Origin of the sequence: Streptomyces griseoloalbus (assembly GCA_014650015.1) — a bacterium.
Lineage (GTDB): Bacteria > Actinomycetota > Actinomycetes > Streptomycetales > Streptomycetaceae > Streptomyces > Streptomyces griseoloalbus.
On the sequence record BMUD01000004.1, the window covers coordinates 308,722 to 321,240 of the forward strand.

At 73.2% G+C, this 12,519-nt stretch carries 12 protein-coding genes; 8 read left to right on the plus strand and 4 right to left on the minus strand.

From position 1 onward, the window contains the following. Positions 1-290: 290 nt before the first annotated feature. Genes egtA through egtD form a run of 4 tightly spaced genes read left to right on the plus strand, consistent with a single transcriptional unit; the run spans position 291 to position 4,724 of the window. Complete coding sequence (egtA, locus tag IE178_RS08560; protein WP_318279916.1) at positions 291-1,649, plus strand: ergothioneine biosynthesis glutamate--cysteine ligase EgtA; 1,359 nt, start codon at positions 291-293, stop codon at positions 1,647-1,649. Then, positions 1,646-2,962, plus strand: coding sequence for an ergothioneine biosynthesis protein EgtB (gene egtB / locus IE178_RS08565; RefSeq protein ID WP_193511818.1), 1,317 nt, complete (start codon positions 1,646-1,648; stop codon positions 2,960-2,962). Before egtA ends, egtB begins: the two co-directional genes overlap by 4 nt. Next, complete coding sequence (gene egtC / locus IE178_RS08570; RefSeq protein ID WP_184762583.1) at positions 2,962-3,765, plus strand: ergothioneine biosynthesis protein EgtC; 804 nt, start codon at positions 2,962-2,964, stop codon at positions 3,763-3,765. Before egtB ends, egtC begins: the two co-directional genes overlap by 1 nt. Continuing rightward, positions 3,762-4,724, plus strand: coding sequence for an L-histidine N(alpha)-methyltransferase (gene egtD / locus IE178_RS08575; RefSeq protein WP_193511819.1), 963 nt, complete (start codon positions 3,762-3,764; stop codon positions 4,722-4,724). The genes egtC and egtD overlap by 4 nt, the downstream gene beginning before the upstream one ends. Before the next feature lie 63 nt (positions 4,725-4,787). Here the strand turns inward: egtD and IE178_RS08580 are convergent, their stop codons facing one another. Further along, on the minus strand, positions 4,788-6,041 hold the full coding sequence (locus tag IE178_RS08580; RefSeq protein ID WP_193511820.1) for an extracellular solute-binding protein: 1,254 nt from the start codon (positions 6,039-6,041) through the stop codon (positions 4,788-4,790). A 227-nt stretch (positions 6,042-6,268) separates the two neighbouring features. Between IE178_RS08580 and IE178_RS08585 the strand changes: the two genes are divergently transcribed. Continuing rightward, positions 6,269-6,484, plus strand: coding sequence for a dodecin (locus tag IE178_RS08585; RefSeq protein WP_184762580.1), 216 nt, complete (start codon positions 6,269-6,271; stop codon positions 6,482-6,484). 78 nt (positions 6,485-6,562) lie between these two features. On the opposite strand, the gene IE178_RS08590 is transcribed toward IE178_RS08585, so the two are convergent. Then, positions 6,563-7,054, minus strand: a complete 492-nt coding sequence (locus IE178_RS08590) for a phosphatase domain-containing protein (protein ID WP_184762579.1) — start codon at positions 7,052-7,054, stop codon at positions 6,563-6,565. 65 nt (positions 7,055-7,119) lie between these two features. Here IE178_RS08590 and IE178_RS08595 point away from each other — a divergent pair, with 65 nt between their 5' ends. From IE178_RS08595 to IE178_RS08605, 3 genes are all read left to right on the plus strand, one after another. Then, on the plus strand, positions 7,120-8,139 hold the full coding sequence (locus IE178_RS08595) for an LLM class flavin-dependent oxidoreductase (protein ID WP_193511821.1): 1,020 nt from the start codon (positions 7,120-7,122) through the stop codon (positions 8,137-8,139). Between the two features lie 565 nt (positions 8,140-8,704). Further along, positions 8,705-9,049 (plus strand): thioesterase domain-containing protein, encoded by a 345-nt coding sequence (locus IE178_RS36900; RefSeq protein ID WP_438874358.1) that lies wholly within the window; start codon positions 8,705-8,707, stop codon positions 9,047-9,049. Beyond that, entirely contained in the window at positions 9,040-9,969 is a 930-nt protein-coding gene (locus tag IE178_RS08605) for a beta-ketoacyl-[acyl-carrier-protein] synthase family protein (protein ID WP_193511823.1), read from the plus strand. The genes IE178_RS36900 and IE178_RS08605 overlap by 10 nt, the downstream gene beginning before the upstream one ends. Positions 9,970-10,140: 171 nt before the next feature. On the opposite strand, the gene IE178_RS08610 is transcribed toward IE178_RS08605, so the two are convergent. Together IE178_RS08610 and IE178_RS08615 are read right to left on the minus strand one after the other, a co-directional pair. Further along, positions 10,141-10,755, minus strand: coding sequence for a TetR/AcrR family transcriptional regulator (locus IE178_RS08610; RefSeq protein ID WP_184762845.1), 615 nt, complete (start codon positions 10,753-10,755; stop codon positions 10,141-10,143). A 160-nt stretch (positions 10,756-10,915) separates the two neighbouring features. Further along, complete coding sequence (locus IE178_RS08615) at positions 10,916-12,352, minus strand: flavin monoamine oxidase family protein (RefSeq protein ID WP_184762575.1); 1,437 nt, start codon at positions 12,350-12,352, stop codon at positions 10,916-10,918. Between the last annotated feature and the right edge of the window lie 167 nt (positions 12,353-12,519).

Sequence of the window (12,519 nt, forward strand, 5' to 3'; positions counted from 1 at the left end):
GTAGCCGCCGTGACCGCGCGCCGCGCGATCTCTCTCGTCGTGCTCACGCAAGCATCCTGAGCGATGCTGGTGAAGCGGCGCAACGGAGTTTCCGCCTCCCCCGAAAGCCCGGGGAAACGGACGGGAAACCCCGCGGGAACAGGCCGGAAGAAAGGATGACCGACCCGGAACGCCCCACCAGGCGCCCTTGTGCCGGGCGACGTGAAGGTTTTGGGTGGACGAGTTGGTGCCGGCCGGGGCCACTGGATCCCCGGGCCGGCGACATGGTGGAATCTCAGGAGGACTCCGACATGTCCGATTCGGCAGGTGGCTGTATCCAGCCACGTACCGCCGTCACGGAAGCCGAGGTGGAAGCCCTGGTGCGGGGCATCTGCTTCAAGACCGGACCGCCGCGCCGCCTCGGGGTCGAGGTGGAATGGCTCGTCCACGAGCTGCGGGAACCGCGGCTCCCCGTGTCACCCGAACGACTCGAAGCGGCCTACGCCGCCCTGCGGACCGTGCCCCTGAGGTCGGCGCTCACCATCGAGCCCGGCGGCCAGCTGGAGCTGAGCTCGCCGCCCGCCGCCTCCCTGATGGAGTGCATCGGTACCGTCTCCGCCGACCTCGACGCCGTCCGCGCGGTGCTCCGCCGGGACGGTCTGCGACTCGTCGGGCTCGGCCACGACCCCTGGCACACGCCCCGCCGGTTCCTGCGCGAACCGCGCTACGACGCCATGGAGGCCTGTCTCGACCGTACCGGTCCCGCCGGGCGGGCCATGATGTGCACCTCCGCCTCCGTGCAGGTGTCCCTGGACGCCGGGTACGAGGAGCCCGGACCCCTCGGCCATGTACGGCGCTGGTGGCTGGCGCACCAGCTGGGCGCGGTCCTGGTCGCCGTGTTCGCCAACTCCCCGTTCGCCGGTCACCGGCCGACCGGCTGGCGGTCCACGCGGCAGCTGCGCTGGGCGCAGATCGGCGCCGGCCGGGCGGGCGGCCCCGTACTGGACTCCGACCCGCGCGGCGCCTGGGCCCGGCATGTGCTGGACGCGCCCGTCATGTGCGTACGGCGCGACAGCGGGCCGTGGCAGGTGCCGGACGGGCTGACGTTCCGGGAGTGGACCAGGTCCCACGCGCCCAGACCACCGACCAGGGAGGACCTCGACTACCACGCCACGACCCTGTTCCCGCCGGTCAGGCCGCGCGGCCATCTGGAACTGCGCATGATCGACGCGCAGCCCGGTGACGACGGCTGGATCGTGCCGCTGGCCGTGACGACCGCGCTGTTCGACGACCCGGAGGCCGCCGAGACCGCCTACCGGGCGGTGAAGCCGCTGGCCGAGCGCACGCACGGCATGCCCGCGCCGCACAACCCGCTCTGGCGGGACGCGGCCCGTGACGGGCTGTCCGACCCGGAGCTGCGCGAGGTGGCCGTCGCCTGTTTCGCGGCGGCGCTGCGCGCCCTGCCCCGGCTCGGCGCCACCACCGACATCGTCGACGCCGTCGAGGCGTACGCCGACCGCTATGTCGCCCGGGGCCGCTGTCCGGCCGACGACCTGCTCGACGAGCTGCTCGCCGAGCCGCGCACCACGGCCCTCGGCACCTCCTCCTCGAACGCCCCGGGCACACACCCCGACGACACGCACCCGCACGGGAAGGACACCCCCTCATGACCGACCCCGCCCTCGACGCCGAAGCCCTGCGCGAGCGCGCGGTCGCCTCGCTGATCACCGCACGGGACCGCACCACGCTGCTCACCAGCTGCGTCGACGAGCCCGATCTGACCGCGCAGCACTCGCCGCTGATGTCCCCGCTGGTGTGGGACCTCGCCCACATCGGCAACCAGGAGGAGCAGTGGCTGCTGCGGGCCGTCGCCGGCCAGAAGGCGATACGGCCCGAGATCGACACCCTCTACGACGCCTTCGAGCACCCGCGCGCCGAACGCCCCGGCCTGCCGCTGCTGCCGCCGGACGAGGCCCGCCGGTACGCCGCCGATGTGCGCGGCAGGGCGCTGGACGTGCTGGAGGGCGCCGCGTTCCACGGGACACGGCTGACGGAGGCGGGTTTCGCCTTCGGGATGATCGCGCAGCACGAACAGCAGCACGACGAGACCATGCTGATTACCCATCAGCTCCGCCGGGGCCCGCAGGCCCTGACCGCCCCGGACCCTGAGCCGGTGCCGCTGTTCACCGGGGCGTCCGAAGTGCTCGTCCCGGGCGGCCCGTTCACCATGGGCACCTCCGACGAGCCATGGGCGCTGGACAACGAACGCCCCGCGCACCGGCGCGAGGTGCCCTCCTTCTTCATCGACACCACCCCGGTGACGAACGCCGCGTACCAGGCGTTCATCGAGGACGGCGGCTACGACGAGTCACGCTGGTGGACCGCCGAGGGCTGGGCCCACATCCGCCGCAACTCCATCAGGGCGCCGCTGTTCTGGCGCCGTGACGGCCGGCAGTGGCTGCGGCGCCGGTTCGGCGTCACCGAGGTCGTGCCGCCCGACGAGCCCGTACTGCACGTGTGCTGGTACGAGGCCGACGCCTACGCCCGCTGGGCCGGGCGCCGGCTGCCCACCGAGGCCGAGTGGGAGAAGGCGGCCCGTCACGATCCGGCCGGCGACCGTGCGATGCGCTACCCGTGGGGCGACGCCGACCCCGGGCCCGAGCACGCCAACCTCGGTCAGCGGCACCTGCGTCCGGCGCCCGCCGGAAGCTACCCGGCCGGTGAGTCCCCGCTCGGAGTGCGACAGCTGATCGGCGACGTGTGGGAGTGGACGGCGAGCGACTTCCTGCCGTACCCCGGGTTCAAGGCGTTCCCGTACAAGGAGTACTCGGAGGTGTTCTTCGGGCCGGACCACAAGGTGCTGCGCGGTGGTTCGTTCGCCGTGGACCCGGTGGCCTGCCGGGGGACGTTCCGCAACTGGGATCTGCCGATCCGGCGGCAGATCTTCTCCGGGTTCCGCACGGCGCGCTCGGAGGACGTCTGATGTGCCGTCATGTGGCCTACGTTGGTCCGGAGGAACCGCTCGGCGGGCTGCTCGTGGAGCCCGCGCACGGGCTGTACCGCCAGTCCTGGGCGCCCCGGCGGCAGCGGTACGGCACGGTCAACGCCGACGGTTTCGGCGTGGGCTGGTACGCGCAGGGCGATCCGGTGCCGGCCCGGTACCGCCGGGCCGGGCCGGTCTGGGCGGACCTGTCGTTCGCGGATCTCGCCCGTGTGGTGCGGACCCGGGCGCTGCTCGCCGCCGTACGGGACGCGACCCTGTCGGGTGCCGACGCGGAGGCCGCGGCCGCGCCGTTCGCCGCCGGGACCTGGCTGTTCAGCCACAACGGGGCGGTGCCGGGCTGGCCGGGCTCGCTCGCGCCGCTCGTGCCGGCCCTGTCCGCCGAGGACGTCCTGTCGCTGGAGGCCCGCAACGACTCCGCGTTCGTGTGGGCCCTGGTCCTCGCCCGGCTGCGGGCCGGTGACGAGGAGGGCCGGGCGCTGGCCGACACGGTCCTGGAGGTCGCCGCTGCGGCACCCGGGTCCCGGCTCAATCTGCTGCTCACAGGCGGCGACACCGTCACCGCGACCGCCTGGGGCGACACGCTGTGGTACCTCACCCGGCCCGGCGGCGGCACCGTCGTGGCCTCCGAGCCCTACGACGACGATCCGCACTGGTGCGAGGTCCCCGACCGCACCCTGCTCGTGGCGAGCCGCACGGACGTCGCGCTGACCCCGCTCAAGGAACCCGGCGACGCCCTGACGTCCGCCGGCGCGCCCGCACCTGCGAAGGAGCCCCTTACGTGAGTCCGTTCCTTCTCACCCGCACCCTGCCCGAGGACGCCACCGACGCCGCCCTGCGCGCCGACGTCCGGGCGGGCCTGACCGGCAGCCCCAAGACGCTGCCGCCGAAGTGGTTCTACGACGCGCACGGCAGCGAGCTGTTCGAGGAGATCACCGCGCTGCCCGAGTACTACCCGACGCGCGCCGAACGCGAGATCCTGCTGGCCCGCGCCGGTGAGATCGCCGCCGCGTCCGGTGCCCGCACCCTGGTCGAACTGGGCTCCGGCTCCTCGGAGAAGACCCGGTACCTGATCGACGCCCTCACCGGGCTGCACACCTACATCCCGGTCGACGTCAGTGAGAGCGCCCTCACCCTGGCCGGGCAGGCGTTGGTCGCCGAGCGGCCGGGGCTGGACGTGCACGCGCTGATCGCCGACTTCACCGCCCGGCTGACACTGCCCGACACGCCGGGACCGCGTCTGGTGGCGTTCCTCGGCGGCACCATCGGCAATCTGCTGCCCGCCGAGCGTGCCGCGTTCCTCGCCTCCGTCCGTGCCCTGCTCGCCCCGGGCGACGCCCTGTTGCTGGGCACGGACCTGGTGAAGGACGAGACGGTGCTGGTCCGGGCGTACGACGACGCGGCCGGTGTGACGGCCGCCTTCAACAAGAACGTCCTGACCGTGATCAACCGGGAGCTGGAGGCCGACTTCGATCCGGCCGCCTTCGACCACGTGGCCCTGTGGGACACCGAGCGGGAGTGGATCGAGATGCGGCTGCGCTCCCGTACCGCGCAGTCGGTGAAGATCCCCGGTCTGGATCTCGCCGTGGACTTCGCGGCGGGCGAGGAACTGCGCACCGAGGTGTCGGCGAAGTTCCGGCAGGAGGGAGTGCGTGGGGAGTTGTCGGCCGCGGGGCTGGACCTGGCCCGGTGGTGGACGGACGGGGAAGGGCGGTTCGCGCTGTCACTGAGCATCGCCCGCTGACGGCGCCCGGCCTGCCGGAGCGCGCCGGGCCCCGCGTCTGCGGCACGAGCCGCCGGACAGGCCCTAGTCGAAGGCGAGGGCCTCGGTGATGCGTCGTGCGGCGCGCCCGGCCTCCGTGGCCGGGTCGGATCCGGTGAGCACCTTCGTCATGTACTCCTTGATCGGGTTGTCCGCCTCGACCGCGCCCCACTGGGGTGTGCTGGGGGTCGCGCGTCCCTGTGCGGCTCCGGCCGCCATGGCCGCGACCCCCTCCTCCCCCGCCACCGCGTCGGCGAGGCCGGCCTTGTTGGGGACGTAGTTCATCGTGCGGGCCAGTTCGGTGTTCCACCGGGCGCCGGTGAGCGCGGCGACGACTTCGATGGCACCCTCCTTGGCGTCGGTGTTCGCCGGGACGACGAGGTCGGAGCCGCCGATGAAGACGGCACCGGGCTTGCCGGCGGTTCCGCCGGGGACGGGGAAGTAGCCCAACTCGCCGTTCAGGCGCGGGTTCTGTTCGACGATGGCCCGGGCCGTCCCGGGCACGGCCACGATCTGCGCGACCCGCCCCTCGGAGAACACGCCCGCCTGCGGCGGGTGTTCCTCGTCGGCGTCGACGGGTCCGTCACCGAGCGCCTGGAGCCGGCGGTAGAAGTCCATGCCGCGCAGGGCCGCCGGGCTGTCGAGTGTGCCGCGCCAGACGCCGTCCCGTTCCTTGGCGAGGTCTCCGCCGTCCTCCCAGATGAAGCCGGCGAGGGTGTACCAGTCCTGTCCGGCGAGGTAGATGCCCTGGTTTCCGCCGGTGTCGAGCTTCTCGGTGAGGGCGAGCCACTCGTCGCGGGTCTTCGGCGGGGCGGTGACGCCGGCCTCGCGGAAGAGGTCCTTGCGGTAGATGACGACGCGGTTGGCGGCGTACCAGGGGATGCCGTACTGCTGGGAGCCCCACCGGCCGGGTTCGGCGAGGCCGGGCAGCCATGCGTCGCGGCCCCAGTCCCGCATGGACTCCAGGGTGAGGTCGAGCAGTCCGTCGCCCTCCGCGTACTGGGTGACCTGGGTGTTGCCGACCTCGATGACGTCGGGTCCGTCCCGCTCGTCCGTCTCCAGCGCCTTCTGCACCTTCGCGCCGATTCCGGTCCAGTCCTGGACGCGGATGTCGACGTCGAGTCCGGGATGCTCGCGCTCGAACTCCTTCGTGAAGCGGTCCAGGAACTCCTGCGAGGCGCTGTGCTGCATCAACCACACGACGACCGTGCGCCGTTCGGCCCCGCTGTCGGGTAGCAGCCCACAGCCGCCGAGCAGGGAGGCGGACACACAGACAAGGGCGAGCAGACGGCGTCTCACGAGGGGTCCTGTTTCTGTCTGGAGGGACAGGGCGGGCCCGACGTGGGGGGCGAGCGGAAGCTCGGGCGGGTGACCAGCATCTTGGTATGGACCAATGAGTAGGTCAAGCTCGTCAGGCGAACGGGGCCGACGCCTCGCGCTCCGCCGCCCCGTGGGGCACGGTGGAGTGACGTGTGACGTACGCGGCCCCGTGCCAGGGGCCGGCCGTCGGGGAGAGGAGCACCCGCATGTCGAACCACACCTACCGGGTCACGGAGATCGTCGGCACCTCGCCCGAGGGCGTCGACCAGGCCGTACGCAACGGCGTCGAGCGTGCCTCGCAGACGCTGCGCAATCTGGACTGGTTCGAGGTGACCCAGGTGCGCGGCCAGATCGAGGAGGGGCGGATCGCGCACTGGCAGGTGGGGCTGAAGGTCGGCTTCCGCCTGGAGGGGACGGACTGAGACGGGCCGGAGCGCGGGTCCGCTCTTCCCGCTCGGGTCCCGCTCAGTCCGTCCTTGCCGCTCGGGTCCGCCTTCCGCTCAGGTCCGTCCTTCCCGCTCCTGCGCGTCCTTCAGCTCCCCGGACGGGGCCGTCCAGCGGGCCTGGACGACGGTGAAGCCCGCCCTCCGGGCATCCAGGCAGACCAGCTCGTCGTCGTCCACGAGCACGCGGATCTCCCGGGTACGGGCGAGGCGGCGCAGGACGGCCAGCTTGGTGTGGCGGGCGGGCCTGCGGTCGGCGTTGCCGCGCATGTGCACCTCGCCCGCGGGAAGCCCCTGTGCGGCGAGCCAGTCCAGCGTGTCGCGCCGGCAGCGCTCGGGGCGCCCGGTGAGGTAGACGATCTCGCACTCCCGGGCGCTCTCCCGGACCAGCGCGATGCCCTCGGCGAGCGGCGGGTCCTGCGGGGCGGCGGCGAAGAAGGCGTCCCAGTCGCGCGGCCTGCGCTCCAGGAACCGCTGCCGGTGCGCCGTGTCGGCGAGGGTGTTGTCGAGGTCGAACACGGCCAGCGGCCGCTCGCTGCGGTCGGTCACACCGCACAGCCTAGACGGGGCGCGGCCGCGCGGAATCATGTGGAGCGCCGGGTGTTGAGACTGGTATGAGTTCCGTGATCGCCTCGACCCGTTTCTCCGTCCTCGACCGCTCCCGCACGCGCGAGGGGCACTCCGGCCCCGAGGCGCTGCGTGACACCGTGCGCCTGGCGCGCGAGGTGGAGCGGCTCGGCTACCACCGGTTCTGGGTCTCCGAGCACCACGGGGTGCCGGGGGTCGCGGGTTCGGCGCCGACCGTGCTGGCCGCAGCCGTCGCCGGGGCGACCCGGACGATGCGCGTCGGTACCGGCGGGGTCATGCTGCCCAACCACCGGCCGCTGGTCGTGGCCGAGCAGTTCGGGGTCCTCGAATCGCTGTTCCCGGGGCGCGTCGACATGGGTCTGGGCCGCTCGGTCGGCTTCACCGACGGGGTACGCAGGGCGCTGGGACGCGACAAGGGCGACGCGGAGGACTTCGCGGCCCAGCTCGACGAGCTGCTGGGCTGGTTCCGCGGCACCTCCCCCACCGGCGTGCACGCCCGGCCGGCCGAGGGCCTGACCGTGCCGCCGTTCGTGCTGGCCATGGGTGAGGGCGCCACGATCGCGGCCCGCGCGGGCCTGCCGATGGTCATCGGCGACCTCCGCGACCGTGACCGGATGCGTCGCGGCATCGACCGGTACCGCGACCTGTTCCGCCCCTCGGAGTGGGCGAGCGAGCCCTACGTGGTCGTCTCCGGGACGGTCGCGGTGGCCGCCACCCCCGAGCGGGCGCGCCGTCTGCTGATCCCGGAGGCCTGGTCGATGGCGCACTCCCGTACGCACGGCACCTTCCCGCCGCTGCCGCCCGCCGAGCGGGTCGAGGCGCTGTCCATGACCGCCAAGGAGCGCGACCTCTACGAGTCGGGGCTCACCGGCCAACTGGCGGGCACCGAGGAGGAGGTGGCGCACGGACTGGAGTCGGTGCTGAAGGAGACGGGCGCACAGGAGGTGCTCGTCACCACCAGCACCCACGACCGGGAAGCGCTGCTGGACTCCTACCAGCGGCTCGCCGCGATCGCGGGGCTGGACGGCGGCACGACGCGCCGGTGACCTCGCACCGGGGCGTCGTACCGGCTCGCACTCGGCAGCGACTCGTTGCCCGCCATCGAGGTGGTCGGTCGCCTACGGGGCGAACCAGGGATCGAGGGACTCGATCCGGACTCCCTTCGAGGCGCGGGCCACCGCCAGTCGGCGGCCCGCGCCGACGCCCCCGCCGCCGTCGCTCGGCCCCGGCTGCACGTGTCGTCCTCGACGAGTCTCCCCGACTCGCCGTTCAGGACGAGGCCGGCGTCGTCGACGGCTGGTCCGGCCGGGCCGATGCCCGTGCGGTGGGGAATCGGCCCGGCCGAGGGTCCCGGGGAGGGTTTCCGTCGGTGAGCACCCCTCGCGCGTGACGGCCCGGGAGAGCGAGGTGGCGCGTCGCGTGCCTCGCCCGATAGCAGGATCGTCGTCCGTGGCCGGTGCGCGGGGCAAACGGCGGCGTCCACGAATGTCACTTTTCCGTCCGCCGCGGGGCCGCTTTGTGCGTTCCTTGTCCGTGCTTTGAGTCGCCGCCCGCAGCATGGGGGCGTGGCCTGGCGGCCATGACGTCGGAGTGCGAGGCAGGAGAGTCGAAGTGGGCAGCGAGTGGTTGCGAACGTGCGCTCCGGCCGGGACGGTGCCCGCCGGTACGGGCCCGCCGGTACGGCTGGTCCGCTTCCCGCACGCCGGTGGCGCGGCCAGCGCCTTCGTGTCGTTCGCCCGGCTCCTGACGCCCGCCTGCGCCGTGCTGGGCGTGCAGTACCCGGGCCGGCTGAACGATCACCTCGACGCCGTCGGCCGGACCGTCACCGCCGCGCTCGCCGCACCGGCCCGGCAGCCGACGTACGCCGGGTTCCCCGCCGCGGGAAGCGTGTCGCGGGCCGAGACCTCCGTCGCCCCGGGCGGCGCGTCGACGGGGCCGGGTGGCCCATGGCGATGACGCTCCCGCCCGAGCTGTACAGCACGGAGGTCACCGCTTGGCCCGACGTGTGGATCGGCGCGGCGGCCACCGCTGTTGGTGCGCCGCCGCCGTATGACGCGGTGACAGGAACGCGCCGCCGCGCCGGCCACCGCCGGCCGGGCGCCGATGACGGAGCGGACGCCGACGGCGCCTTGCTGCGTGCCGCTCGTGCCGCCCGTCGGCGGTCGGGCGTGCCCGACGGAGGGCTGGACCTCGTCATCCACGCCCCGACCGGGGCGGCGGGTGCGCGGGACGGCACCGCCGCCGCGGTGGTGCGCGGGCTCGGGTGTCCGCGGGCCACCGCCTGGGAGGTGCGGCGGCCCACCGGCGGCGCCCTGGTGGCGCTGCATCTGGCGGCGCAGTACGTGTCGGGCCGGCCCCGGACGCCGCTGACCGCCCTGGTCACCACCGCGGGCGGGGATCCGGTGCCGTACGACCGGCTGTCCGCGGGGCAGGCGACCGGGCTCGTGCTGACGGCGTCGGCCGGGGTGGCGCGGGTGCTGGCGACCGCCGTGCTGGGCGGCGGCCCGCCCCACGGGTCCCTGCTCCGCTCCGACCTCGCCTGGAGCGTGCCCGAACGGCACACCCCCCGGTGGCGCAGGAGAGGACACAGCCGCGGCACCGCCGCGGCGGCCGGCCCCGCCGGGCTCGGGGAACGACAGTGTGAGGTGGTGCGGCTGGCGCTGGCCGCGTGCGGACGCGCGGAGGACGACGTCGTGCGGTTCCTCCCGTCGCCGGCGGGGAGCGGGCCCTCGTGCGACGGGCAACTCGCGCAGCTTCCCCGGCTGTTGGAGGAGGAAGGGCCGCAGCGCGGGGAGACGCTCGTGCTCGCCGACGGGGACGCGCGCGGCTTCGGGTGTGCCGTCGTGGAGATCACCCGAGTTGGACGGTCGCTCTAGGGCCTGTCTGACCATTCGCGTCGTCGCCCGCAGGGCGGCCTCGCGGCGTCAGGTGCGTGCTCTTGGCGTGCCGGGCGCAGAGCCTCGTACGGGATGTACTCGGCTCTGCGCCCGGTGCGGCGAGAGGGCGTGCATGGCGTCGCGAGGCAGGCGGGAAGCGTCAGACAGGTCCTAGCGGTAGGAGGCGATCAGGCGGGACAGGTGCTGGCCCGCCACCTCCAAGGGGCGGCTGCTGCGGGAGACCTGGGCGGCCAGTTCCGCGCCCTCCAGCGTGCTGATCACCGTGTGGGCGAGGTCGCGGGCGTCGCTCTCGCCGACGCCGGACTCCAGGAGCCGGTCGAAGACGATGCCGCGCCAGCGGGCGAAGGCGTCCGCCGCGGCCGACTGGATGTCCGGCAGCCGGCCCACGGTGCCCAGGGCGGTGGTGGTGATGGGGCAGCCGTCCACCCAGTCGGAGGCGCGCAGGCTCTCCACCAGGTTCCGGGTGAGCACGACGACCGCCCTCGCCGGATCGGGGTCGCCGGCCAGGCCGGCCCGCAGGACCTCGACGAATTCCTGGTCCCCGCGGCTGATGGCCGCGAGGGCCAGCTCCTGCTTGCCGCCGGGGAAGAAGTGATAGACGGAGCCGAGCGTGGCTCGGGCCTCCTGGGAGATCTGCTTGATGCCCGTGCCGTCGTAGCCTTGCCGTTGCATGAGCCGCGAGGCCGCCCGAATGATGCGCTCGCGCGTAGCGGGCACCGGCTCCTCGGTGGCTGCCGAGCGGCTTGTATCGTCCGGTGGCTTCATCTTCACCCGTCGATGGTATCAGTAGAGCGTTCTTTTCAGCCTGGACGTTCGAAGGAAGGTCGGGAGCCCCCGCCGGCACGGGGCTCCCGCTCGCGGCCGTGAAAGGGCCCTCCGCCCGGCCGGGCGGAGGGCCGGGGGCCGTGACGCCGGAGCGCGTGGCTCAGACGAGAGCGGCCACCTGCTGCGCCGCGCGCATCCCCGTCTCCACCGCGCCCTCGATGAAGGCGCCGTTCCAGCCGGAGGCGATGTCGGCACCGGCGAAGACCATGCGGCCGTGCGGCTGATGGAGCGCCGGCAGCTGCCGCAGCAGCTGGGTCGGGCGCCGCAGGCCCCATCCGCCGCGGGCGTAGCGGTCGGCGCCCCACTGCTGGGCGCGGTAGCTGACGAGGGTGGCGCCCGGTATGTAGGTACGGACGGCGGCCTGCACCGCCGCCTTGTCCGCCACGTTCAGGGACGAGCCGGCGAACCCGACCATCAGCCGGCCGCCGCCGGACAGCTCCTGCTGCGGGATCATCAGCGGCAGGGCGGAGTTCTCGGTGCCCTGCGCGTAGACCGCCTCCACGCTGCCGCTCAGCTGCATCCAGATCTTGGTGGACAGGGAGACGCCCACGCCCTCGGTGGTGGCGGCGGTGTGGGCGCTGGGCAGCGCCGGGCTGAACTGGATGGTCTTCCACGTGTTCACCGGCGTCGCCACCACCACCGCACCGGCCTTGTAGACCTGGCCGCTGACGAGCTTGACCTGGACGCCGTCCGAAGCGCTGGTCACCGCGGCGACCGGCGAGGACAGCTTGAGGGCGATGCCGGAGGTGGCCAGCATCTTCTGCAGGAGCTCCGTCATGCCGCCGGCCGGCTTGTAGGCGGTCTGCTTCTCCCAGCCCTCCATGCTCCAGCCGCCCAGGGCCCACCACTGGGCCATGGACGTCATGGCACGGCGGCTGTTCTCGTTGCCGGTGTAGGCGGTGAAGTAGCCGGCGAGCCACTCCTTGTCGAGCTCGGACATCGACAGCTGGGCGATGCGGTCGGTGAACGAGAGCTGGTCGATCTGCTGGAGCAGGTCCGCCCGGTACAGCGGGTCGTGAGGGCGGGCGAAGTACTCCTGCGAGCCCTCGTGGAACTGCTCGAACAGGGTGCCGAGGTGCGCGTTGGCCTCCGCCGGGCTCATCGCCTGGAAGCCGTTCGAGGACGGCATGACGGACTGGACGGGCACCACGTCGCCGACGTTGGTCAGGCCGTAGCGCTGCATCTCGTGGGCGACCAGCTCGTGGTCGGGGCTCAGCCAGCCGCCGCCCAGCTCGATCCGCTGCCCGGCGAAGGTGTCGGTCCATATGCGGCCGCCGATGCGGTCACGGGCCTCCAGGACCGTCACCTTCAGGCCCTGAGCGGCCAGTTCCCGGGCGGCGGTGCCGCCGGCGTACCCGGCGCCGATCACGATCACGTCGGAGGTGGCTCCGTCCGCCGCGTGGGCGGTGGAGCCGCTGTAGGGCGTCGCGCCGATCGCCCCCGCGAGCGCGGTGGCGCCGGCCGCCTTGAGGAACAGACGGCGTCCCGGCGATGCGATGGCGCCGTGCCGAGGTGCGAAAACTGGTCGTGAACTCATCGGCGAACCTTCTCTTTTTTCATGGAACGACCGCTTGTGGAGCAGCGGGACGTGGCTCGTTTCAGCCAGTGCCAGCTAACCGGATAGGTGGCTGAAACCGGTCACCGTGCGGTAATTGGACGGTTTACCTCCGTCCCCAACGGGGAACAGGCCACTCCCCTTGCGTG